The sequence below is a fragment of the Bradyrhizobium manausense genome, assembly GCF_001440035.1.
Lineage (GTDB): Bacteria > Pseudomonadota > Alphaproteobacteria > Rhizobiales > Xanthobacteraceae > Bradyrhizobium > Bradyrhizobium manausense.
On record NZ_LJYG01000124.1, the window covers coordinates 1 to 891 of the forward strand.

Consider the following 891-nt stretch of genomic DNA (forward strand, 5'->3'; position numbering starts at 1 on the left):
AGTTTATCGAAGATGCTATAGGTGATCTTTCTCCCTTGATATTCAATGGCTACAGTCCCATCTGGGTATTCTAGGAACTCAATATATTTGCCGATCAGCTTTTGATTTTCTTCTGTACTTTCCAGTATATATACGCATTTATCATACGTAATGGTCAGGCTGTTGGTGACTCTACGTGGCTCACGCCAAGTAAAAATATCATCTAATTCCTCAGGGGTTTCAGTGACACTCCGGTGTAGATCCTTGGGATTAAAGGCTATCTTCGCAAATTTTAGATTGAACTGCTCAATAAAGCGGGGTAACCAAATATTTGCTTCGGCAATTGAGGAGATGCCTTCCAGTCGCATCTCTTTGATCAAGCGATCCTGTAGTGTTCTATTGGCGCGTTCTACACGACCTTTGGCCTGTGGTGAGTTGGCGAAGATGATGTCGATATTGAGCGTGTTGAGTACGCGCCCAAATTGCGTAATCTTGGTGTCTTTCTTACTGCTTTGATTCACTCTAAAGACTGAATGTTTATCGCTGTAAAATGCCAATGGTTTACCGTGTTGTTCAATATAAGCTCTAGTTGAAAGCATATAGTCAAAGGTTGATTCTGATTCACAGAAACGTAGGTGCTGTAAGCTTCCTGTGGCATCATCGATAAACACCAGTAGACAGCATTTAGGAGCACGTCCTTCGAACCAGTCATGGTGTGAGCCATCAATTTGGATCAGTTCACCATAACAATCCCGGTTATATCGAGGCTGATAGGGTCGTTTCAGGCGTTTAGAGCGAGGAATCCACAAATTGGTTGCAATCATCCAGGAACGCAATGTTTCCACGGAAATATCAAAGCCATGAATGCTGGTCAGCTTTTCATGGGCTAAGGTGGGTCCGAAACCATGAAAT

At 43.0% G+C, this 891-nt stretch carries 1 protein-coding gene; it reads right to left on the reverse strand.

All coding sequences use genetic code 11. The features are described 5' to 3' along the window. Window positions 1–891, reverse strand: an 891-nt coding sequence (locus tag AOQ71_RS41980) for an ISNCY family transposase (protein WP_057759979.1), incomplete at both ends; no start/stop codon positions are given.